This is a genomic window from Sporomusa sphaeroides DSM 2875 (assembly GCF_001941975.2).
GTDB lineage: Bacteria > Bacillota > Negativicutes > Sporomusales > Sporomusaceae > Sporomusa > Sporomusa sphaeroides.
Genome location: NZ_CP146991.1, coordinates 4,515,517 through 4,537,353, shown reverse-complemented (window position 1 = coordinate 4,537,353; position 21,837 = coordinate 4,515,517). Strand labels below are relative to the sequence as shown.

General features: G+C 46.5%; 19 protein-coding genes and 1 tRNA gene. 10 read left to right on the top strand and 10 right to left on the bottom strand.

The window, feature by feature from the left end; translation table 11 throughout:
• The first annotated feature begins 22 nt into the window (after positions 1-22).
• The 6 genes from cobI to feoB all read left to right on the top strand — a co-directional run bounded on the left by cobI (position 23) and on the right by feoB (position 5,904).
• Positions 23-745, top strand: coding sequence for a precorrin-2 C(20)-methyltransferase (gene cobI / locus SPSPH_RS20880; RefSeq protein WP_075756130.1), 723 nt, complete (start codon positions 23-25; stop codon positions 743-745).
• Positions 742-1,797 (top strand): FecCD family ABC transporter permease, encoded by a 1,056-nt coding sequence (locus SPSPH_RS20875; protein ID WP_075756129.1) that lies wholly within the window; start codon positions 742-744, stop codon positions 1,795-1,797. The genes cobI and SPSPH_RS20875 overlap by 4 nt, the downstream gene beginning before the upstream one ends.
• An 11-nt stretch (positions 1,798-1,808) precedes the next feature.
• Positions 1,809-2,570, top strand: coding sequence for an ABC transporter ATP-binding protein (locus tag SPSPH_RS20870; RefSeq protein WP_075756128.1), 762 nt, complete (start codon positions 1,809-1,811; stop codon positions 2,568-2,570).
• An 18-nt stretch (positions 2,571-2,588) separates the two neighbouring features.
• Complete coding sequence (locus SPSPH_RS20865) at positions 2,589-3,539, top strand: ABC transporter substrate-binding protein (protein WP_075756127.1); 951 nt, start codon at positions 2,589-2,591, stop codon at positions 3,537-3,539.
• Between the two features lie 220 nt (positions 3,540-3,759).
• Positions 3,760-3,978: a FeoA family protein gene (locus tag SPSPH_RS20860; RefSeq protein WP_075756530.1), complete on the top strand. Its 219-nt coding sequence runs from the start codon at positions 3,760-3,762 to the stop codon at positions 3,976-3,978.
• Between the two features lie 78 nt (positions 3,979-4,056).
• Positions 4,057-5,904 (top strand): ferrous iron transport protein B, encoded by a 1,848-nt coding sequence (gene feoB, locus SPSPH_RS20855; RefSeq protein ID WP_075756126.1) that lies wholly within the window; start codon positions 4,057-4,059, stop codon positions 5,902-5,904.
• 301 nt (positions 5,905-6,205) lie between these two features.
• Here the strand turns inward: feoB and SPSPH_RS20850 are convergent, their stop codons facing one another.
• Together SPSPH_RS20850 and SPSPH_RS20845 are read right to left on the bottom strand one after the other, a co-directional pair.
• A complete protein-coding gene (locus SPSPH_RS20850; protein WP_075756125.1) occupies positions 6,206-6,577 on the bottom strand; it encodes a P-II family nitrogen regulator in 372 nt (123 codons plus the stop codon).
• Between the two features lie 40 nt (positions 6,578-6,617).
• Positions 6,618-8,030, bottom strand: coding sequence for an ammonium transporter (locus tag SPSPH_RS20845; protein ID WP_075756124.1), 1,413 nt, complete (start codon positions 8,028-8,030; stop codon positions 6,618-6,620).
• 361 nt (positions 8,031-8,391) lie between these two features.
• Here SPSPH_RS20845 and SPSPH_RS20840 point away from each other — a divergent pair.
• Positions 8,392-8,488, top strand: a tRNA-Sec gene (locus tag SPSPH_RS20840).
• Between the two features lie 269 nt (positions 8,489-8,757).
• Here SPSPH_RS20840 and SPSPH_RS20835 read toward each other — a convergent pair.
• The 5 genes from SPSPH_RS20835 to SPSPH_RS20815 form a co-directional block, all read right to left on the bottom strand.
• A complete protein-coding gene (locus SPSPH_RS20835) occupies positions 8,758-9,723 on the bottom strand; it encodes a helix-turn-helix transcriptional regulator (RefSeq protein ID WP_075756123.1) in 966 nt (321 codons plus the stop codon).
• 102 nt (positions 9,724-9,825) lie between these two features.
• Positions 9,826-10,293, bottom strand: a complete 468-nt coding sequence (locus SPSPH_RS20830) for a hypothetical protein (RefSeq protein WP_075756122.1) — start codon at positions 10,291-10,293, stop codon at positions 9,826-9,828.
• Between the two features lie 66 nt (positions 10,294-10,359).
• The gene (locus tag SPSPH_RS20825; RefSeq protein ID WP_075756121.1) at positions 10,360-10,773 is read right to left on the bottom strand and encodes a DUF3788 domain-containing protein; all 414 of its coding nucleotides are present in this window, start codon (positions 10,771-10,773) and stop codon (positions 10,360-10,362) included.
• Positions 10,774-10,833: 60 nt separating this feature from the next.
• Positions 10,834-11,595 (bottom strand): MBL fold metallo-hydrolase, encoded by a 762-nt coding sequence (locus SPSPH_RS20820; protein WP_075756120.1) that lies wholly within the window; start codon positions 11,593-11,595, stop codon positions 10,834-10,836.
• 41 nt (positions 11,596-11,636) lie between these two features.
• Positions 11,637-12,134, bottom strand: coding sequence for an AAA family ATPase (locus tag SPSPH_RS20815; RefSeq protein ID WP_075756119.1), 498 nt, complete (start codon positions 12,132-12,134; stop codon positions 11,637-11,639).
• A 478-nt stretch (positions 12,135-12,612) separates the two neighbouring features.
• Here SPSPH_RS20815 and ettA point away from each other — a divergent pair, with 478 nt between their 5' ends.
• On the top strand, positions 12,613-14,283 hold the full coding sequence (gene ettA / locus SPSPH_RS20810; protein ID WP_198930936.1) for an energy-dependent translational throttle protein EttA: 1,671 nt from the start codon (positions 12,613-12,615) through the stop codon (positions 14,281-14,283).
• Positions 14,284-14,799: 516 nt separating this feature from the next.
• Here the strand turns inward: ettA and SPSPH_RS20805 are convergent.
• The 3 genes from SPSPH_RS20805 to SPSPH_RS20795 are packed head-to-tail and all read right to left on the bottom strand — an operon-like array spanning position 14,800 to position 18,458.
• Positions 14,800-15,657 (bottom strand): 3-hydroxybutyryl-CoA dehydrogenase, encoded by an 858-nt coding sequence (locus tag SPSPH_RS20805; protein WP_075756117.1) that lies wholly within the window; start codon positions 15,655-15,657, stop codon positions 14,800-14,802.
• A 39-nt stretch (positions 15,658-15,696) separates the two neighbouring features.
• Positions 15,697-16,878 carry an acetyl-CoA C-acetyltransferase gene (locus SPSPH_RS20800; protein WP_075756116.1) on the bottom strand — a complete coding sequence of 394 codons (1,182 nt, stop codon included), beginning with the start codon at positions 16,876-16,878 and terminating at the stop codon, positions 15,697-15,699.
• 29 nt (positions 16,879-16,907) lie between these two features.
• Positions 16,908-18,458, bottom strand: coding sequence for an acyl CoA:acetate/3-ketoacid CoA transferase (locus tag SPSPH_RS20795; RefSeq protein WP_075756115.1), 1,551 nt, complete (start codon positions 18,456-18,458; stop codon positions 16,908-16,910).
• 357 nt (positions 18,459-18,815) lie between these two features.
• Here SPSPH_RS20795 and SPSPH_RS20790 point away from each other — a divergent pair, with 357 nt between their 5' ends.
• Entirely contained in the window at positions 18,816-20,291 is a 1,476-nt protein-coding gene (locus tag SPSPH_RS20790) for a HAMP domain-containing histidine kinase (protein ID WP_075756114.1), read from the top strand.
• A 4-nt stretch (positions 20,292-20,295) separates the two neighbouring features.
• Positions 20,296-21,696, top strand: a complete 1,401-nt coding sequence (locus SPSPH_RS20785; RefSeq protein WP_075756113.1) for a sigma-54-dependent transcriptional regulator — start codon at positions 20,296-20,298, stop codon at positions 21,694-21,696.
• Positions 21,697-21,837 lie beyond the last annotated feature (141 nt).

Below are 21,837 nucleotides of genomic sequence, written 5' to 3'. Positions count from 1 at the left end.
ATTTTAAGGAGTTGTTTTGATAATGTCAGGGATTTTTTACGGCGTCGGCGTAGGCCCCGGCGACCCCGAATTACTTACTTTGAAAGCCATTAACGCCATTAAATCATCCGATGTGGTTATTGCTCCCCGTACCGAGAAAAAGGATGAAAGCACGGCACTTTCCATTGCCCGTCCCTACATCCAGGAGGGGACTGAGGTTCTTGAGCTGGTATTTCCTATGAACTACAATGCTCAGGCTTTGTCCGATGCCTGGGTGAACAACAAAGAGATCATTCTTGGATTATTAAACAGCGGCAAAAAAGTAGCTTTTCTTACCCTGGGCGATCCTATGCTATACAGTACTTATATGTATGTTTTCCGCCTGTTGGAAGCCTCCGGCCATGAAATTGTCAATATTCCCGGCGTAAACTCCTTCTCGGCAATTGGCAATCGCTTAGGGGTGGCCCTGGCTGAAGGCGGCGATATTCTGAGCATCGTACCGGCTACCATTGATGATGAGCGGCTGGAAAGAGTGCTGGCTGCCTCTGATAATGTGGTGCTGATGAAAGTGTATAAAAATTATACCGAAATTGTTGAAAAACTGCATAAGCACGGTATGGTAGAAAATGCTGTAATGGTCTCAAAATGCGGCCTGGAAGGCGAAGAAATTATTCGTGATTTGGCGGCTGCCGGTAACCAGAAGGTAAATTACCTCTCAACCATTCTGACCAAACGTTCAAAAGTGAGTAAGCACGCATTGGCATGAGCAGTACGTTAACCGCGCTCTTGAGCCGCCAGAAGGCCAAAACCCGTCTGGCGGCTATGGTGCTTTTGGTGGTAATGGTTCTGTTTACTTTAGCTGCCGTAGGTTTTGGCCGGGCGGATATCGGTATCGAGGACGCTGCGGTTGTTATTTATGGAAAAATTACCGGCAATGCTGACAGCTATAGCCACGTAAATGGGGCTATCACGGCCATTATCTGGGATATCCGCCTGCCGCGCATTCTGGCTGCCATTGCTGTTGGCGGCGGCTTGGCGGTGGCTGGTGTTGTCTTTCAGGCGTTGCTCAGGAATCCGCTGGCAGATTCCTATACCATGGGTGTATCGACAGGTGCAGCCTTTGGGGCCAGTATAGCTATCTATCTTAATATTCTTGCCCAGAGTAGCCTGCCTGTCACGCTGTTGGCCTTTGGCGGGGCGGTGGCCACCCTGCTTGTTGTCATGTCTATGGCCCGGGTAGGCGGCTATGTGTCATCTGCCAATCTGGTTATTGCCGGGATTATTGTCAGCAGTATTCTGTCAGCCGCCATCAGCATGGTTAAGAGTCTGGCCGGCGAACAGGTATCGGCCATTGTTGCCTGGCTGATCGGCAGCCTGGCAGCTAAAAGCTGGGAGCATGTGGTATATGGCTGGCCGCTTATTCTGGCTGCTTGCTTCGTATGCTATTACTATGCCGAAGATCTCAATGTTGTATCCCTGGGGGACCGTGAGGCCCGCAGTCTGGGCATTAACGCTTCCCGCCTGCGTATGATACTTTTGGCGGCCGGAGCCCTGATTACTGCCGTATGTGTGGCTATCAGCGGTATTATTGGCTTTGTCGGCCTCATTGTGCCGCATATGGTCAGGATGTTGACCGGTTCAGATAACAAGGCGCTTATTCCGCTCAGTGGCCTCACCGGCGGTATTCTGCTGCTAACGGCCGATACATTTGGCCGTTCTGTCGGCAATATTGAGATTCCGGTAGGGGTGTTGACTACCCTTTTAGGCGGTCCTTTCTTTGTCTATATTTTCAGGATGCGCAACAAGACGCTGCAATAGGAGCGTTATTTATGATAAAAGTAGAGAACGTAAGTTTTAAATATGCTGCCAAACAGGTATTGCAAGACATTAGTTTCAACATCAGGCAGGGCAGTTTCAACGGCATTGTCGGGCCTAACGGCTCAGGCAAAACAACCCTGCTTAACATTATTACCGGCCAGCTTGCGGCGGCAGCAGGCAGGATAAGCCTGAGAGGGCGGGATATCGGTTCTTACCGGATTGAAGAACTGGCCCGCCATATTGCTGTTGTGCCGCAAAACATGGATATCCGGTTTCCTTATACCTGTCTGGAGATTGTCGGCATGGCGCGTACCCCCTTTAAGACCAGGATGCAGGGGCTTAGTGACGGAGACCTGGCGATTATTGAAAATGCCATGCGACTCACGAACACACTGGATTTTGCCGGGCGTTTAGTTACCGAACTTAGCGGCGGTGAACGGCAGCGGGTACTGTTTGCCAAAGCCCTGGCCCAACAGCCGGAGATTTTGTTTTTGGATGAGTCTTTTTCCAATATGGATATTTATTATAGTATTACCTGCCTGAATTTGCTGCGGGAGCTGTGTGCCAAGCAAGGGCTGACAGTGGTGTCCATTATCCATGACCTGAACTTAGTCAGCGCTTTCTGCTCGGATGCTATTGTGCTTGCTTCAGGCAGCCTGATTACACACGGTCCGGCACCTGCCGTACTTACACCTGAGCTTATTAAGGAAATATTCCGCATCCGGGTTGTGAGGGCAGGTGAAACCGGTCTTGCCGTGCTTTCCGACATATAGTAAGGGAGAAGAAAGCCGATGAAAGCTAAATTGCTAAGTGTTGTAGCTGTAGTCCTGCTGGCAGTGGCGCTGGCCGGCTGCGGCTCATCCAAGCCTGCCGCCGGTTCTGTTGACGGCAATATAAAAATCACCGATGACTTCAATCAGACCATTGTGCTTAAGGCTCCGGCCAAACGCATTATCTCGCTGTACTCGGCCCATACGGAAAATCTCCTGGCCCTTGGTCTTGAAGCCGAAATTATTGGTGTGAGTCCGGCTGAATCTGCGCAGGCAGCCAAGGACAAGCCGGTGTTTGATTACCGCGCCGACCCGGAAAAGGTATTGGCGGCGCAGCCTGATGTTGTTATTATCCGGCCGTTTATCAAGCAAAGCCATCCTGACTTTGTCAAAACCTTAGAGCAAGCCAATATTAAGGTGGTTTGTCTTTATCCGGAGAGGTTTGAGGAGTTTGACGGCTATATTAAAAAGCTGGCTGTTTTAACAGGCAGGGAGCAGCAGGCTGGTGAACAATTGGCTGCTTTTCATGCCAGGTTAAACGCCGTAGCTGAACATACTGCCAAAGCGCAGGTTAAAAAACGGGTGTATTTTGAGGCAACCACTACAGAATACCGGACCATAACTCCTGACAGTATGCCTGGCAGGGTATTGCAGCTGGCCGGAGGCGTAAATATGGCTGCCGATGCTCAGCCGCTCAAGACCTCCGGCAGTATAGCTGCCTATGGCAGCGAGCGCCTGTTGATGAAGGCTGAGGAAATTGACGTTTTTCTGGCCCAGCGCGGTCCGATGAATCCGGGGGTAACGCCGGAGGCGATTAAGCAGCGTCCGGGATTTGACAAAATAAAGGCCGTGCGTGAGGGCCAGGTCTATATTGTCGATGAAAAGCTGGTGTCCACTCCGTCTTTCCGTTTGGCCGACGGTGTGGAACAATTGGCCAGACTACTGTATCCGGAAGTTTTTTCCGTCCAATAAAATAGGGGGATTGGCTGCAATAGGGATCAGAAGAGCGCATCGCTCTGTTTGGTCCTTGTTTGTTTTGCTAAAGCTGCGCAGTGCTTAATTCCTCCTTGACAAGTCATGACTAATTTTCATATAATGTGCTTGAAAATAGATAGCAGTTATCGCCAGTTAGGTGGCGTAATTTTTTATTTAAATATTGATAATGATTATTGCTATTGGAAGGGGAATATATATGACACTTGCTCAAGCTACACGCGGTCAGCGTCTTTTGATTGCTGCTATTCCAGATGCTGCCATCAGAGCACAGGCTATCCGGTTTGGGATTGCAGAGGGCGCTGAAGTGGAATGTTATGAGAAATTGCCTGCCGGGCCGATTGTTGTCGGCAGAGGCAAACAGCAAATCGCCATTGGCCGCCGTCTTGCCGAGAATATTGAAGTGAAGCCAGCCTAAAAGCTTGGTTATTTGGTTATATAGAGAAGGCGGTACATAGCGCCTGTAGCAGGTTGTTATTAGTCATTGGAGGAGAAAATGAGTCATTGTCATAATAGCTTAAGTCATATGGACATCCCTGAGGGAGCCAGGAAGATTGTACTTGTTGGTAACCCAAATGTCGGCAAGTCTGTGTTTTTTAACGCATTAACCGGCATGTATGTGGATGTATCCAACTTTCCAGGCACTACTGTTGATATTTCGCATGGACGTTACAAACAGGATGTGGTAATTGATACACCTGGCGTGTATGGCATTTCTTCCTTTAATGATGAAGAGATTGTAGCCAGAGATGTTATTCTTTCCGCTGACTTAATTTTAAATGTAGTTGATGCGGTACACTTAGAACGCGACCTGTTTCTGACACTGCAGGTCATTGATACCGGAATCCCTACTATTGTTGCCATCAATATGATGGACGAGGCTGCTGCCCAGGGGATTAAAGTGGATCTTGATTTGCTGGAGCATCTTCTGGGGGTGCCGGTGATCTCAACCGTAGCGGTAAAGGGAAAAGGTCTTGATGAGGTTAAAAACCGGCTTTTTGAAGCCCGGACAGGTCTGATAGAACCTGAACTGAAAAGTAAGCTGCAAGGCATGCTTAACCGGATTGGCTCCTGGGGTGAAGCACTGTTAGTGCTGGAAGGAGATCCCCATGTGGCAGAACGTCACGGCATACCTGCAGGCGATATGCGGGAAGAAATTTACCATGCCCGCCGCCATAGGGTCAATGATATTGTCAAGCATGTGGTAAAAGAGACACAAGAAGGTACTACGTTTGGTACTAAATTAGGACGGTATATGCTGCGGCCCTGGACCGGTATCCCCATTTTTGCCCTTGTGCTGTATGCTATGTATTATCTGATTGGTGTCATTGTCGCCCAGGACATTGTCGGTTTTACCGAAGAGACGGTCATGCAGGGGATGTATGAACCGGCGGTGCGGGATCTGATAGGGAGATTTGTCAGCGAGGAATCGGTGCTTGGCATAATCCTGATTGGTGAATTCGGCGTCTTAACCATGACGGTAACTTATATTCTGGGATTGCTGCTGCCACTGGTTGTGGGCTTTTATTTTGCGCTTTCCATCATGGAGGACTCAGGCTACCTGCCGCGTCTGGCCACCCTGGTTGACCGGGCTATGATCAGCATCGGCTTAAACGGACGAGCTATCATTCCCTTGATTTTAGGTTTTGGCTGTGTAACCATGGCCACCATTACTACCCGGATTTTAGGAACCAAACGTGAGCGGACAATTGCTACCGCCGTACTCGGTTTAGCTATACCCTGCTCGGCCCAGTTGGGAGTTATTGCCGGGATGCTGGCAGGCATTGGCGGCAAATATATTGCCATTTATGTTGGTGTCATTCTCCTGGTATTGGGTATAACAGGTAAAATTCTCAACAAAGTATTGCCAGGCCAATCCTCTGACCTTCTCATTGATTTACCGCCCATTCGTTTACCGCGTGGAGAAAACGTCCTGAAAAAGACGGTTACCAAATCCTATGCATTTCTTTTGGAAGCATCGCCGCTGTTTATGCTGGGTGCGCTGATTATTTCCGTCTTGCAGGTTACCGGACTGCTGGAGGCTATCCAGGCAGCGCTGGCTCCTGTGACCGAAGGCATGCTCAAACTACCGAGGGAAACAGCTACCGCTTTTATCATGGGTCTTATCCGCCGTGACTTTGGCGCTGCCGGGTTAAGCGATATGGATCTTACGGCGGCTCAGACCTTAGTGTCGCTGGTAACCATTACTTTATTTGTCCCCTGTGTTGCCACCGTAATTGTCATGTTTAAAGAACGCGGCAGCAAAGAGGGTGGCTTGATTTGGCTTAGCTCCTGGGTATTTGCCTTTATTATCGGTGCTATTGTGGCGGCGTTCGTAATGTAGCCGCTTATTGAGGTGATTGCCATGCAACAGCAAATTTGCCCGCAATGCAAAATGGTCTGTGAACAGGGTGAGGTACGCTGCCCGCGCTGTTACAAACTATTATTAACCCAATGTAATGGAAATTGCAGCAAGTGCAAAGAAAAGCATAAATGTTCCTGAAAGCGACAAAAGACCGTCACAACGGGATGAGCAAAGAGACCTTGGAATTCACTGAATTCCAAGGTCTCTTTATCGCTGTTATCTGACGCAGGGTATCCTGCATATACCTTGTCGTCGATAGCGCAGCTTTTAGGAAACAAATTTATTTCGGCATGTCAGCCGGGTCCATAATGGCGATATCGCCTTCCTCACCGGTACGGATGCGCACGGCGTTGGCAACCGGGTAGACGAAGATTTTGCCGTCGCCAATTTTACCGGTACGGCAAGCGGCCTTGACGGCTTCCAGCACAAGTTCTACCGGGACTTCACAGACGACAATTTCGACCTTTACCTTAGGGACCAGGTTGATACTGTATTCCTGTCCCCGGTATACTTCGGTATGCCCTTTGGTTAGGCCACAACCGTAGACTTGCGTCACTGTCATACCGGTAACACCAATTTTTCTCAGAGCTTCTTTGAGTTCTTCCAACTTTTCCGGACGGGTAACAACATCAATTTTGGTTATTGGTCGCATGATTTTTCCTCCTTTTCCTCAAGCGCACAGTACCTGCCGCTTATGCCAGCGTTGTCTTTTTGACAGTGATTTCTTGAGTGGCAGCGTTTACCGCAGAGCCAAGACCAACCGGTGAACCTGCCATGAAGTCCTGGTAAGCGTAACCGCGTTCGCCATGTTCGGTGATGTCAAGGCCTTGCGTTTCCTGTTCAGGGTTAGCGCGGACCTGCATGAACATACCGATGGCTTTAAGAATAATAAAGGTCATAATGGCAGCAAATATCCAGCTGGCGCCAACACCGATGAGCTGGTTGACAAGCTGGCCGGGATTGCCGTAGAACAGACCATCGGCACCGGCAGGGTTAACTGCCGTGGAGGCAAACAGGCCGGTAGCGATAGCCCCCCAGGTGCCGCCAATACCATGCACGCCAAAGGCATCAAGCGAATCGTCATAACCCAGTCTCGTTTTGAGGACAGCTACCGCCAGGAAGCAGATAATGCCGGCACCCAGGCCGATAATGACGGCTGGAATGAGGCTGACAAAACCGGCAGCCGGAGTGATGGCAACAAGACCGGCAACACAACCGGAGGCAGCACCCAGGATCGTCGGCTTTCCATGCTGAAGCCATTCGGTCAATACCCAGGATACGGTGGCAGCCGCTGCGGCTGCATGGGTAACGACAAAGGCACTGGCCGCAAGGCCGTTGGCAGATAAGGCGCTGCCGGCATTGAAGCCGAACCAGCCAAACCAGAGCAGCGAGGCGCCGATTACCGTCATCGGCAGATGATGGGGCATCATAACCTCAGTGCCATATCCTTTGCGTTTGCCAATCATCATGGCGATAACCAGGCCGGAAACACCGGAAATAATATGAACAACCGTACCACCCGCAAAGTCAAGCACACCCAGTTCACGAATCCAGCCACCTACACCCCATACCCAGTGGGCAATAGGGTCGTAGACAAAGGTAGTCCAGAGTAAGGCAAATACGACAAAAGCGCCGAATTTCATCCGTTCGGCAAAAGCGCCGGTAATTAAAGCGACAGTGAGAACCGCAAACATACTCTGAAAAATCATAAAGGCCTGATGGGGAATGGTGGCGGAATAATCGGCATTTGGCGCCTGACCAACACCGTTTAAGCCTATCCAGTCCAGTGAGCCGATAAAATGGCCGATGTCAGGCCCAAAGGCTAACGAATAGCCGAAGAGTGTCCATTGCACAGTTACCAGACCGATGACAAAAAAGCTCTGCATGATGGTGCTTAAGGCATTTTTAGTTCTTACCATGCCGCCATAGAATAAGGCCAAACCAGGAGTCATAAGCATAACAAGTGCAGCACATACAAGAACGAAGGCCGTATCACCAGTATCAACAGCAGCCGGGGCGGCAGCAGTTTCATTAGCAAAGGCTGCCGGTATGAATGTGAGCATTACTAACAGGCACACACTGAAAATAGTCCATAGTTTTCTCATTTTGCATCCCTTCCCTTATCTAATAATATTTTTACGATAAAAGCAAATGTATGGATAACAACATCCCTCCTTGTGAGGCTCCAATACAAAAAGCGCCCTAAAAGCCGCAGCTTTCAGGACGCCATTGTCCGGAACCGTAGACAGAAAAAGCCTTCGCAAATGAATTGCGAAGGCTTCGTTGCCTAACGTTATTTGGTTGATGTAGTCACTATAGCAGAGGCAATACGCCAGTGTCAAGTAACATTTTTTTACTAAAAACCCTATGTACTCTCAAATAAGGACATTAAAGGTTTGTGTTTGCGGACGGTGAACCTTGAATAATAAGAAGCCTCATGATATATTATATATGTAAAGTTCATATGGGAGTGGATGGGGCCTGGTGGCTCCTGCAGTCTTCAAAACTGTCCGTTCGGCATTAACCTGTCGATGGTGGGTTCGATTCCTACACACTCCCGCCAAAGAAAATACCATCTATTGATAAAAAGATTTTTGTCAGCAAATTATTTTTCGGTGTGTACTTCACATACGGGTGCGCCTACGCTCCCCCTACGCAGAAATACCATATTTCATAATATTACGTACAAATTGAATATATCAAGACATTGAGCAGGCTATATTTCTCCGATATAATAAATCGTGAAATATAGCCTGCTCGCTTGGGATTTTTAAGGAATATGCCAATTTGGTTTCCCGTCAGAAACGATAGTGGATAGGCAGTCGTATCAACTTACTTCCGTACCGGCCGAATATATTTAAAAAATCGCTCCGGATCATGATACATATAAATGATTCTGCTAGGCGTTGTATCAAAGCAATACCCTGTGCCTGAAAAGTCAAACGCTGACATAGCAGTTTCTATCTTTTCCTCCACGCTACGGTTTTCCTGCTCGTAATCGAACGGCCCATGTTCAAAAACGACATACTCTGCTTCGGGAATATCAATCATCAGCATTTGCGACGGTACTTCGCCCCGGTAATCAGCAGGAAGGCGCACACCATAGCACTCTGTGCGTGGAAAACCCCAATCGCAGAGCCTGCCCTCCGGATCGCTGATATACGCCATAAGCTGGCCGCTCCCGCTGTTTGCATCGCTTCCGCCGTCATCATCCAGTTTCCCCTTGATGCTTTCCAGCAAGCCGCAGATGGTTTCGCAGTCCTGCCCCGGAATCTGACTTTGCTTTTGCCAAAAATCCCAATATCCGTTGCTTTCGTAGTTTTTAATATGCAGAAACTTGTGTGCGGGAATGGTTACGAAATAAATTTTAACATCCTCTGTTGATTTTATCATGCCAATCTCTCCAAATCCGAAAAAGTAGCGGTCGAAAGGGTTGATTTTTGTACGAAGAACCACAGGCACAGGCTTTTTCCTGTATTCACTTGGCGTTACCCCATAGGTTCCCTTAAAAGCTCTTGTAAAAGCCTCGTGAGAGGAAAAGCCGTAATCAAAAGCAATATCCAAGAGGCTTCTTTCATGATCCCGAACCTCTTTGAGCGCAAAGGTCAGCTTTCTAAGCCGCAGATAATCCCGAAACTGCATACCCGATATTTCCTTGAACTTTCTGGTGGTATGAAATTCTGAATAACCCAGCTTGCGGGAAAGAAACCTCAGTGTCAGGGCTTCATTGTGATAGTGTCTGATACACTCGTCTATTTCATCAACGATGATTTGAATCTGCTTGTGCCACTCGTACATTTGTCTGTTCACCCCGTTTCTACTGCCCTGCATTTATTATATAGGAGCAGAGAGCGTACGGCTTGATTTTACTTGCTCTGATTCAATTACCCGCATTTTTTATCAAAACTTCGATTTTTCATAATTATATGGAATGCTGGTTCCGACAACCACGTCTTCAATTTTTTCGATAATCAGCCAGTCGTCCATATTGCCCTGATGGTCAAATGCCAACGCAGGCTCAATCGCTTCCACCTGTTCAAACTCCACCAGACACAGGCATTTTTTATGCCAGCGCGTGCGCTGTTTATCGGTCAAATTCAGCTTGTCCTGATGATCATCAAAGGTTTTTACAATTTCATCTTCCGTCAGCTTCACGTAATTTTGTACGGATTTCACAACGGCTTTTGCCGCAATAAGAGCCGTGCCTTTTTCCATAAAGTACAGGCTTTCGCCCTTAAAAACACGGCTATGCGGAATTTTACGTCCTGCCGCACCCCTGACAATCATTGTTTTTGTTCCGGATAAGATTTTATCTAAAACATGCTCGCCCTTTTTGCCGGTGTTATCGCAATAAACTAAATGTACCATTGGTGTTTTCTCCTTCTCAAGTATGGATTATTTGACAGCCTGTTATGACACAACATCGCCAAAACATTATTTTTTATTAGGCTTTCGTTTAATCATTAACAGCTTCTCCATGTCTGAAAACAATGATGTATCAGTTAATTCAAAAATGACCCATTTTCCGTCATGGTAGGTGGTCGCCTCGTCGTAAATACGTTGTGTTTCGGGCGACAAATCACTGCGGATTGCTTCAACTTTTTCCCGCTCCGCCTTGCCGAAAATAATCATAAAGCCGAATACATTTTCCTTTGCGTACAAAGCGCATAAGGATTTCCCGCCTCTTCGGTATTTATACTCATAGGTCCATTTCTTCCCGCCGTTGTTCCAAAGACGATCCATATCATATTTTGATTCAATAAAATCGGTCAGCTTCGTCCATACATCAAATAAGGGTTGTCCGATTAGAATAATCATTTCTTCATTCGTTGGTACTTTTTCAAGCATAGCCATCCCTCCGTTGTGTTATCTATATTTCATCTTGAATTCATATTACGTTCTATATCATTACAACCAAACAGCCCAATCACCGTAATCAAAGGTGCCGCTGCCATGATGTAGCTTTCCATCAACTTTCAGTTGACGAAAAGTGTTCCGCATACGGATCAAAATTTCGGGCTGAATGTCTAGGCTGTGATGTGCGGGGAACACATTTTTTACGGGTAGAGCAGAAACCTTTTCAAGTGACGTGAGATATTCCTGCGGATCGGTGGAAGGGTAATATGCAAACAGTGTGTCTTTATAGACAAGATCACCGGTGAATAAGTATCCATGTTGCGGTTCCCAAAAGCATAGATGCCCCGGAGAGTGCCCCGGTGTATGCAGCGCCGTGATTACGAGCCCACCCAGATCAATGGTGTCACCGTCTTTCAGTACCCGTGTCGGAACTCCCTGAAAAAACTTATAAGTGTTGACATCATAGCCCTCCGGTAAATCGCACCGGTCGATCACCATACCCCGGATGGTATCCATCGTCAGTGGGAACTCACCACACAGCCAGTTTAATTCTGCTTCATGAGCATAGAAATCTGGGTAGTATTCATGCCCGCCGATGTGATCCCAATGGATATGTGTTGCCGCGGCAATTACCGGCTTGTCCGTCAGTTTTTTCACTTCTTCGGAAATATTGCAGATGCCTAGCCCTGTATCGATGAGCAAACACCGCTCGTTACCTTCAAGCAGGTAGCAATGTGTTTCCTCCCAATGGCGGTATTCACTGATTATGTGAGTATATATATCAATTTGATCAAGCGTAAACCAGTTTTCCATTTTTTAGTCCTCCTTCGTGGTGCTTGTTTGCATATTGGAATTCAACAATTCTGAATAATAAATTCGGCTGTTTGCTCCGGTGTGATTTTCGATACATCAAGCTTATATGTGTCCAGTTTTTCATAAAGAGCGATGCGTTCTATGCTTCTACAAACTATATCTTCCACTCGGATACCGGAATCTACATCCTTGCTCAGTCGGGCTTGTAGCGACTGTTTATCGCAGACTAAGGATATAAGATGAACACGGCAATTCGCCGTATCAAGATGTGAAAGAATGTCGTCAATAATGCTTTGTTCATGCATAACCCAGCAAAATACAATATGTTCATAAATAGAGCACTTGATAAAATTATTCAAAAGAAAGCAAATATTCTCCATGACCATTTGTTTTGTTTCTTCGGTAACTTGAAATGGGTACATGTCCCAGCACCAATCCCCATCAAGAAAAATGCTGTTGTTCAATTTTTTCTTCAAAATTTGGCAAGTAGCTGTTTTCCCTACGCCCATTGTACCGCCAATCAAAAAAACATCTTTCATTCTCAACCCTCGCTAGATTCCTATTTATCTGCGTGATATACTATTTCACTGATTTATTGCACAGGCCTAAACTCATGCAAAACACTGTATTTGAACAACAAATAGCTCTATTATAATTATACTTATTTAAAAGAGAATAAAAAGGAGAATGTATCTAGCAGTTGAAGAACATAAATATTTTTTCAGTGTGTACTTGACATATGGGTGCCTTAGGCCATGAAAACGCAATTAGTTGATTTTTGCTTATACCTCCTGTTACTCTAGGGGTATAACTTTCCCGCAAAACCCTACTTTCGCCAATCTGTACCACGTTTCTATCAAAACACATGTTGAGTGTGTTGCGATGACGGGATGTGCTATAATTATATGTAGACAATTGCACTTGTTTTTATTTGCCCGTAAATTTGATAGTATTATCAAGAAATTTATTATTACTTTTAACTAAAAATTTTTAAGAGGTGAGTATATGAGTCAGGAAATAGACAAAATTATTTATTCCATGATCCGTGTATCTAAAAAACACGGGCAGAAAGAAGTCCTCAAGGACATTTCGCTCTCTTACTTTTACGGAGCAAAAATCGGTGTCCTGGGTCTGAACGGATCCGGCAAAAGTTCGCTCCTCAAAATACTGGCCGGAGAAGATCAGAGTTTTGACGGTAAGACCGTTATCGCCCCCGGCTACACCATCGGTTACCTCCCACAGGAGCCGTTGGTGGATGAAACCCGCACCGTGCGCGAGGTGGTGGAAGAAGGCGTACAAGAACTGGTTCAGATTCGTGATGAGTACGAAGCCATCAACGCCAAATTTTCCGAGCCCATGGAACCGGACGAAATGGACGCGCTTATCACCCGCCAGGGTGAAGTGCAGGAGCTTATGGACATCAAGGGCGTCTGGGATCTGGACTCCAAGCTTGAAATGGCCATGGACGCCTTGCGCTGCCCTCCGCCCGACTCATCGGTTTCGGTGATTTCGGGCGGTGAACGCCGCCGTGTGGCCTTGTGCCGCCTGCTGCTGAAAAGCCCGGACATCCTGCTTCTGGACGAACCAACTAACCACCTGGACGCTGAATCGGTATCCTGGTTGGAACATTTTTTGAAAACTTTCCCCGGTACTGTAATTGCCGTAACCCATGACCGTTACTTCCTTGACAACGTGGCTGGATGGATTCTTGAACTTGATCGCGGTCGCGGCATTCCCTGGAAGGGCAACTACTCTTCCTGGCTGGAACAAAAGCAACAACGTCTGGCCAACGAAGAAAAAAGCGAAGACGAACGGCAGAAGACCCTGGCCCGCGAACTTGAGTGGATCCGCATGGCTCCCAAAGGACGCCACGCCAAGAGCAAAGCCAGGATCAACGCTTATGAAGCCATGCTTTCACATGAGTCTGAGCGCTTGGGTAAGGATTTGGAAATATACATTCCACCGGGACCGCGCTTAGGTAAGATCGTCATTGAAGCCGAAAATGTCAGCAAAGCTATGGGCGACAAGGTGCTCGTGGAAAACATGAGCTTCATGATTCCGGCTGGAGCCATCGTCGGTATCATCGGCCCAAACGGAGCCGGTAAAACCACTCTCTTCAAGATGATCACCGGACAGGAAAAGCCCGACAGTGGTAACCTGAAAGTCGGCGAAACCGTTAGTTTGGCTTACGTGGACCAGAACCGCGACTCCCTTGAGCCCGAAAAAACCGTCTACGAAGTTATCAGCGACGGCTACGACACTATCAAGCTAGGCAACCGCGAGATTAACTCTCGGGCTTACTGCGCGCGCTTCAACATCATGGGACAGGACCAGCAAAAGAAAGTGGACGTGCTATCCGGCGGTGAACGCAACCGCGTTCATCTGGCCAAGATGCTGAAAACCGGGGCCAACGTAATCCTCCTTGACGAACCCACCAACGACCTGGACGTGAACACCATGCGTGCCCTGGAAGATGCACTGGAAAACTTTGCCGGTTGCGTGTTGGTCATCAGCCACGACCGCTGGTTCCTTGATCGCATCGCGAGTCACATCATGGCTTTTGAGGGTGACTCCGTCGTGACCTTCTTTGAGGGTAACTATTCGGACTACGAAGCCGAACGCAAAAAACGCCTTGGCAAAGAAGCCGATCAGCCGCATCGACTGAAGTTCAGAAAACTCACCCGCTAGGAAGCTACTGAAAAACCCGGATTTTTGGGCGTTTAGAAAGGTGGGGTATTTAAAATAATAATAAACCATTTTAAAATATGTATAAATAGGGTATAATAAGCATAGAAACTAAATGAACGCCCCTGTTGGCGCAGGGACGTTCGATGGATACCGGAGGTTAGCGGAACCAGACAGTGATTTTATCCGGTTTAAGTGCGATTATTGTTAGCGCAATAATCAACCAGACAATCACCTGTGGAGAAATCCACATGAAATCACCTCCCGTATTCAGTTTAGGACGGGCCGTAATCCCGTCCTTTACATATTATACCATAACCGTCCTTTGGGGGCGGTTTTTCTTATGCCTTTTTCCTCTTAGCATGTGACAACATAAAAGAGGCGGTTAGTCCGCCTCTTTGGGGGTGGAAATAAAAGGGGCTGGGTTACTGCGACAGCCCCTTTTTTGACATATAATTTTACATATACCGTAATTGCAACTATTCTAACTAAACCGATAGAAGCGCGGAATAAACCCTTCTAGGCATTATAATCATAAAAGCCTTTGCCGGTTTTACGTCCCAGATATCCGGCTTCCACCATTTTCTTAAGCAGCGGGCAAGGACGGTATTTTTGGTCACCGTATTCCTTATACAGCACTTCCATAATATAGAGGACAGTATCATTGCCGATAAGGTCGGAAAGAGCAAGTGGCCCAATGACATGGTTAAAGCCAAGTTTAGCGACAGTATCGATATCTTCTGCGGTGGCGACGCCTTCTGCCAGCGTGAAGATAGCCTCATTAATCATCGGAATCATGATGCGGTTGCCGACAAAGCCGGGTGCATCAAATACTTTTACCGGACTTTTGCCTAATTTTAGTGCAAGTTCTTTTATAGTATTGAAAGAGTCCTCACTTGTTGCCAGGCCGTTAATGACTTCAACAAGCTTCATAACAGGAGCGGGATTAAAGAAATGCATGCCAATAACCTGGGACGGGCGTCTGGTAAAGGCACCGATTGCCGTGACTGACAAAGAAGAGGAATTAGTTGCCAAAATAGTATGTGCCGGAGTCAATTCGTCCAATTGTTCAAAGATACTCTTTTTGATGTTCATATTTTCAACAGCTGCTTCAATTACCAAATCAACATTACATACTGCAGAAGTAAGCTCAACTGCGCCGGAAATGCGTCCCATAATGTCAGCTTTGTCAGCAGCAGTCAGTTTACCTTTTTCCACGGCTCTGGCCAAATTTTTGGCAATACCCTCAAGCCCTTTTTGCACAAATTCCTCTTTAATATCACGAATGATAACGGTTAAGCCGCTTTGAGCCATAACCTGGGCAATACCGCTGCCCATTTGGCCGGCTCCGATAATTAAAACCTTTTTGATATCCATCTAAAATCCTCCTGATAAATTTATATAACATGTATGGTATTAGTTGTAGCTTTCGATAATGGTGGCAATGCCCATGCCGCCGCCAATGCAGAGTGTAGCTAAACCGCGGCGCAGCTTTCTTTGTTCCAGTGCATGTAAAAGAGTCACAAGAATACGGGCACCGCTTGCACCGATTGGATGTCCCAACGCGATGGCGCCACCGTTTACATTTACCTTTTCTTTTGGCAGCTTGAGATCCCGGCCGGCGGCAATAAACTGAGCAGCAAACGCTTCGTTTGCTTCGAAAAGATCGATATCATTAACGGACAAACCGGCCTGCTTCAGGGCTTTAGTGGCTGCCGGAACCGGGCCAATTCCCATTATGCTCGGATCGACACCGGCGGTGGCAGTGGCGATGATGCGGGCTAACGGTTTAATGCCCAGCTGTTTTGCTTTGGCTTCGGACATAAGGACAAGGGCTGCGGCACCGTCATTGATTCCTGAAGCATTGCCGGCAGTGACGGTGCCGTCTTTTTTGAAGGCAGGTTTTAATTTTGCCAGACTCTCGGAGGTAGTGCCGGCGCGCGGGAATTCGTCCACAGCAAAAATTATGTCCCCCTTTTTACTCGGAATGGTGACAGGACAAATTTCTTTTTTAAAAGCGCCTGATTGTATAGCCTGGCTTGCTTTGGTTTGCGATTCGTAGGCCGCTTGATCCTGTTCCTCACGGGTGATTCCATATTTTTCAGCTATATTTTCGGCGGTAATACCCATGTGATAGTTGTTAAATGCATCCCATAGGCCGTCATTTATCATGACGTCGGTTACGGTACCGTTACCCATACGATAGCCCCAGCGAGCCTTATTCAAAACAAAGGGGGCATTACTCATGCTCTCCGTACCGCCGGCTACCACTATGTCGGCGGCTCCGCTGGCAATACTCTGAGCAGCCAAGGCCACAGTCTTCATTCCTGAACCGCAGACCAGGTTTACTGTGTAGGCTGGAACCTCAACAGGTATGCCGGCGCCTACTGCACACTGACGGGCTGGGTTTTGACCCAAACCGGCCTGCAGAACATTGCCAAAGACAACCTCGTCAACTGAAAATTTTTCGATGCCGGCGCGGCTAATTGCTTCACTGATAACGGTAGCGCCAAGTTTAACTGCAGATATGGGAGCCAGAGAACCGTTGAAGCTGCCAAGCGCTGTCCGAACGGCACTTACGATTACGATATTAGTCATATGTATTACCACCTCTATGATTTTACTTGTTAATCAATTTTCAAATTCATTGGTTCATCACGGAAAATACGTTCGTCCATAATTTTCAGGCTAGGAGAGATGATAGGTTTAAAATCCATATAAGCCAGCACATCTTTTTCTAAATCTATACCGGGTGCTATTTCGGTAATTGTCATGCCTGCCGCTTGTAACTCAAAAACGGCTCTTTCCGTGATGTACTTGACTGTTTGTCTGGTTTTTCTGGCATAATTGCCGCTGAAAGTAATTTGCTCTACTTCTTTTAAGAACTTTTTGGCTTTACCTTCGTGTACGATAGAAAGCTTATTATCGGCAACCTGGACTTTTAGCCCGCCGGCGGTAAAGGTTCCGCAGAAAACTACTTTCTTAGAGTTTTGGGTGATATTAATAAACCCGCCGCAGCCGGCAACGCGGCCTTTGAATTTGCTTACATTGATATTGCCCAGTTCATCGGTTTCGGCAAGACCCAGAAACGCGATATCAAGTCCGCCGCCATCATAAAAGTCAAATTGATAGGGTTGATCAAGAATGGCTTCGGCATTGGCAGCCGCACCAAATTCCAATCCGCCGGCAGGAACGCCGCCGATGGGGCCAGCTTCTACTGTTAAGGTCATAGTATTGCTAATACCTTCCTCGGCAGCAACCATGGAAACGCCCTCCGGCATCCCAATTCCTAAATTCACTCTGGCGTCGGGAATTAATTCCATTGTTGCTCTTCTGGCAATAATTTTACGCTCATTGAGTGGCAGAGCCGGCAATGATGATAAGGGAATACGGGTTTCGCCGGAGTAAGCCGGGTTATACTGCTGGACAAATGTCTGCATATGTTCATCCGGATTGGCGACAACGATGTAGTCTACACTAATAGAAGGTACCTTTACCAGCATCGGATGTATCGTTCCGTTGGCTACGATTCTTTCAACCTGGGCAATTACTATACCGCCGCTGCTTTTTACTGCCTGGGCAATGGATAAGGATTCAGGGGAAACCGCTTCGCGTTCGATCGAAATGTTGCCTTTTTCATCAGCGCTTGTGCCACGTATTAAAGCAATATTTACAGGAAAGGGCTTATACCATAACCATTCTTCGCCGTCTAATTGAATGACTTCGACCAGATCCTGGGTAGTGATACCGCTGATCTTGCCACCCTCAATGCGAGGGTCTACAAAAGTATTAAGACCAACTTTGGTAATAACACCGGGCTTGTGTCCCGCCAACTCTCTGAACCAATGTGTTAGTGTTCCTTGGGGAAAATTGTAGGCCTCAATTTGGTTGTCAACCGCCAATTGGCCTAATTTGGGTGCTAAGTTCCAATGACCGCCAATTGCCCGTTTTACCAGACCGGCATGGGCTAAATGGTTTAACCCTCTATCCTTACCATCCCCCTGTCCGGCACAAAAGATTAATCCAAGATTACGGGGCGTTTTTTCTTTGAGAAAACGTCTTTCCAGCGCAGCTGTTAAGGCTTCGGGATGTCCGCTGCCGACAAAGCCGGTCGTGGCCACCATATCTCCATCTTTTATGAGTTTTACAGCTTCAGCGGCTGTGATTACTTTAGCCAACCTTTTCACTCCTTTTGATTGTATTGTCTTTTTTCACACAAAGAATTAATGCAAAAATTGTGCCAAACTTTGAAATAAAAGAAGATTTTACGAAAGACACTATATGGACGGATATATATGCTTATAATAGATGAGAACAAAAAAAAGTCGTAGTTGCGCAATTTTTTGCGCAACTACGACTTTTTTTGCTCATTTCATTGTTTTAATTTACTTTACATGTTAGTAACATCAAGCAAAATGCGCTATTTTCTGATAAAATAATAAGTAATTTGACAGTATCTTGAATTTAAATATGGCACGAAACTTGCAATTGTGATTATTAAGGTGACATTGTACGAATACACAGGAGGTTATTGGATGATTCCTAAAAGTCTTAAGAGCTGGCTTCTTATATTAGTAATTATTGTAGCCGGGCTGCCTGTTCTCTTGTCTAGTTATTATATTGTTAATACGGTGACAGAAGGTATGATGGAGGAGAAACAGCAGAAGTTGTTTGGCGCGGCAAAGATGCTGGATTATTATCTTGCCGGTACATATGACGATATATTGCGAAAAAATGGCGTGCAGGATGCTGACAAAGCTACCCAGATTACAATACTCAATCAAGAACTTCGAGCTTATACAAATGATGTAGCGCGTGCTTATCCCGGAATTGGGGTTGGCTACTATTGCCGGGAGTTAGAGGCAATTATAACGTATGGGCCGAGTGATATATATGATAATAAAGTGGGTTTGCCAATTAGTGATACTCATGAAGGCCGGATCGTTATGACAACCGGGATACCCCGGATACAGGAGGGAGACTTAGTTAGGGGGCCAATTATGAATGCCATGGTTCCGGTTATTCGCAATAATACAATTATCGGTTACGTTTGGGCCAATGAATTGACGGAAAATGTTGAAACCCAGGTTAATGCTATAACGAGACATATTTACTGGGCAATGGCTGTTAGCTTAATTGTGGGCATTACCGGTATCGCATTTCTGTTAATTCATCTAATGCGGGATATAAAACGCATTAAAAAAGGACTTATGAATATTAAAGAAGACTTATCATACAAAATAGTACCGCCCAGCGGCGAAATTGGTGAAATTGCTATGGCTATCAATGATATGGCTCATGATTTGGAAGAAAAAAAGATACTGGAAGAGCAGGTACAGAGAGCCGATCGTCTGGCCGTAATTGGCGAGATGGCTGCTGGCCTGGCTCATGAAATTCGCAATCCGTTAATGGCCATCAAAGGATTTTCGCAATTGCAAAATGAAGATATCACGCTTAGTGAGCGACAGGAATATAACGACATTATCATCCATGAGGTAGACCGGATGAATCACCTAACGGAAGAGTTGTTAGGTTTTTCCCGGCCGATTTTGGATTTGGTGACCCGCACAAATGTTAACGAGGTGTTGAAAAATACGCTGGTATTGGCTGAAATAAGGGCCCACGGAACAGAGGTGGTGTTTAAGCATGAACTGACACCGCTTTTGCCTGATGTTATGGCCAATGAAGAGCAGTTAAAGCAAGTATTTTTAAATATTTTAATTAACGCGATCCAGGCAATGGACAAAATAGGGACAATTACTATTTCTTCGGGTTATGAGGAGGCTGCCGGCAAAGTTCGCGTAAGCTTCACCGATACAGGACCGGGGATTGAGCCCGGGAACATCAAAAAGATGTTTGACCCTTTTTTCACTACAAAGGCAAACGGAACCGGACTTGGTTTAACGGTTGCCAATCATTTGATGCTAAGCTGGAACGGAGTTATCTTAGTTGAATCCAAAGTAAATCAGGGAAGTACGTTTACGCTGATTTTTCCGGCAGTAAAGGGGTGAGAAAATGCCAGAAGCGCCGATTCATAATTCTGTATTGATAGTGGATGATAAGCTTACTGTTCGCCGGTTGATTTTCGATATTGCGACGAAAGCCGGATATCAGGCTTACTTGGCGGAAAACGGGTTGAAAGCTCTGGAAATGACAAAGCTTAATATGCCTTCTGTTATTATTATGGATATAAAAATGCCTGTTATGGATGGCTTAGAGACATTTAAGATAATTCATCAGGAGTATTCCGAAATACCGGTTATCCTCATGACTGCATATGGAACTATTGATACCGCCATTGAAGCCATGAAGATGGGAGCCTTTGATTATTTGGTTAAACCCTCAAACGTTGATGAGATCCGTAACGTATTAGCCCGGGCGCTGCAAATGCGACGCATGAGAGATGAGGAAACGGTTTTAAAAGAAGACCATCCCAATAAATATCAACTCAATAATATTATTGGGAAAAGCGCCTTAATGCAAAATGTTTATAAAATTGTAGGGCGTGTTGCCCAGACCAATGCTACTGTTCTAATTACCGGCGAAAGTGGCAGCGGGAAGGAACTGATTGCCAAGACCATTCACAATAACAGCGTACAGCGGGATGGTCCCTTTATCAAGGTGAATTGTGGGGCGTTGCCGGAGGGACTGGTAGAAAGCGAGTTATTTGGTTACGAAAAAGGAGCTTTTACCGGCGCCACAGCCAGAAAGCCCGGCCGCTTTGAACGTGCTAACAAAGGTACCATTTTTTTGGATGAAGTCGGGGAACTGCCGCCACTCATACAAGTGAAACTATTGCGTGTTCTGCAAGAAAAGGAGTTTGACAGGGTCGGAGGTACCGAGACCATTAAAGTGGATGTAAGGATTATTGCCGCCACCAACCGTAATTTGGAGGAGTCGATTCGCAAGGGAGAGTTCCGGGATGACCTTTATTACCGGCTAAAAGTTGTACCCATACATGTGCCGCCCCTACGGCAGCGTGCGGAGGATATTCCGTTGTTTATTGACCATTTTATCCGTCGATTTGCCTTCGAAGCTCATTTGGAAGTGCCGTTGATTACTTCTGAAGCGATGAATCTGCTTTGTCAATATTCGTGGCCGGGAAATGTGAGAGAATTGGCCAATGTGCTTGAACGTGCCGTTATTTTGTCACAGGGAATTATTGATGTTTCCGATTTGCCGGGACTTTTATCTTCCCCTGAGCAAGGGGTAGTTCCGCTTGCCGCTACAAATACATTAAAAGACAGTATGCGCCGGGTGGAGAAGGAAATTATCGCCAAAATGCTAAAGCAACATAACGGCAACAAGGTCAAAACGGCGCAAGCGCTGGATATAAGCCGTCGTGCTCTTCTGTACAAAATAGTAGAACACGGTTTAGGGAAAAAATCACAAGTCGATAATCAAGAATGTGAGTAAACTATAGATTGCCAACAAATTATTAAGCGAAAATGTCGATATTTTCAGAACTGCGAGCGAGAAGTGATACTATCCGGGGTTATTTCGGATAGTATCACTTCTTCTTTTGTTTGGAGGAGGGGATGTAATACGGACAAAAAG

Bases quoted from the DNA above. Each gene is read 5' to 3' on its own strand.
- cobI (WP_075756130.1), top strand. From the start codon at position 23: ATGTCAGGGATTTTTTACGGCGTCGGCGTAGGCCCCGGCGACCCCGAA.
- SPSPH_RS20875 (WP_075756129.1), top strand. From the start codon at position 742: ATGAGCAGTACGTTAACCGCGCTCTTGAGCCGCCAGAAGGCCAAAACC.
- SPSPH_RS20870 (WP_075756128.1), top strand. From the start codon at position 1,809: ATGATAAAAGTAGAGAACGTAAGTTTTAAATATGCTGCCAAACAGGTA.
- SPSPH_RS20865 (WP_075756127.1), top strand. From the start codon at position 2,589: ATGAAAGCTAAATTGCTAAGTGTTGTAGCTGTAGTCCTGCTGGCAGTG.
- SPSPH_RS20860 (WP_075756530.1), top strand. From the start codon at position 3,760: ATGACACTTGCTCAAGCTACACGCGGTCAGCGTCTTTTGATTGCTGCT.
- feoB (WP_075756126.1), top strand. From the start codon at position 4,057: ATGAGTCATTGTCATAATAGCTTAAGTCATATGGACATCCCTGAGGGA.
- SPSPH_RS20850 (WP_075756125.1), bottom strand. From the start codon at position 6,577: ATGCGACCAATAACCAAAATTGATGTTGTTACCCGTCCGGAAAAGTTG.
- SPSPH_RS20845 (WP_075756124.1), bottom strand. From the start codon at position 8,030: ATGAGAAAACTATGGACTATTTTCAGTGTGTGCCTGTTAGTAATGCTC.
- SPSPH_RS20835 (WP_075756123.1), bottom strand. From the start codon at position 9,723: ATGTACGAGTGGCACAAGCAGATTCAAATCATCGTTGATGAAATAGAC.
- SPSPH_RS20830 (WP_075756122.1), bottom strand. From the start codon at position 10,293: ATGGTACATTTAGTTTATTGCGATAACACCGGCAAAAAGGGCGAGCAT.
- SPSPH_RS20825 (WP_075756121.1), bottom strand. From the start codon at position 10,773: ATGCTTGAAAAAGTACCAACGAATGAAGAAATGATTATTCTAATCGGA.
- SPSPH_RS20820 (WP_075756120.1), bottom strand. From the start codon at position 11,595: ATGGAAAACTGGTTTACGCTTGATCAAATTGATATATATACTCACATA.
- SPSPH_RS20815 (WP_075756119.1), bottom strand. From the start codon at position 12,134: ATGAAAGATGTTTTTTTGATTGGCGGTACAATGGGCGTAGGGAAAACA.
- SPSPH_RS20805 (WP_075756117.1), bottom strand. From the start codon at position 15,657: ATGGATATCAAAAAGGTTTTAATTATCGGAGCCGGCCAAATGGGCAGC.
- SPSPH_RS20800 (WP_075756116.1), bottom strand. From the start codon at position 16,878: ATGACTAATATCGTAATCGTAAGTGCCGTTCGGACAGCGCTTGGCAGC.
- SPSPH_RS20790 (WP_075756114.1), top strand. From the start codon at position 18,816: ATGATTCCTAAAAGTCTTAAGAGCTGGCTTCTTATATTAGTAATTATT.
- SPSPH_RS20785 (WP_075756113.1), top strand. From the start codon at position 20,296: ATGCCAGAAGCGCCGATTCATAATTCTGTATTGATAGTGGATGATAAG.